The organism is Vibrio marinisediminis (assembly GCF_014050145.1).
Classification (GTDB): domain Bacteria; phylum Pseudomonadota; class Gammaproteobacteria; order Enterobacterales; family Vibrionaceae; genus Vibrio; species Vibrio marinisediminis.
The window spans coordinates 1-260 of record NZ_JACFYF010000294.1; the positions used below are offsets into that span (position 1 = coordinate 1).

The 260-nt window shown below is 67.3% G+C and carries 1 pseudogene; it reads right to left on the reverse strand.

Going from position 1 to position 260, the window contains the following annotated elements:
- Positions 1–260, reverse strand: a pseudogene (locus H2O73_RS24160) (ABC transporter substrate-binding protein); the annotation flags it as partial.

The window sequence follows — 260 nt, forward strand, 5'->3', positions numbered from 1 at the left end:
TCAGCTTCCGGGCTGGACAAAGACACCCTCGGGCAATTCCGTGGCCGCGCCGAGCAACTCTTCGCCCCCCAGTTCGGCCATCAGCTTGAGCATCCGGTTGGCCGCATCCTCGTCCACCGGGCCCGGCGCCGGGATACCCGCGCGGAAGCCCGCCTTCAGGGCTTCGAATTCCGCATCGGTGTTGGCATTCATCCGGTCGCGCAGACGGTCCCATTCGGCGTCGTCGGAGGCCAACAGATCCTTGGCACTGCGCGACGCCG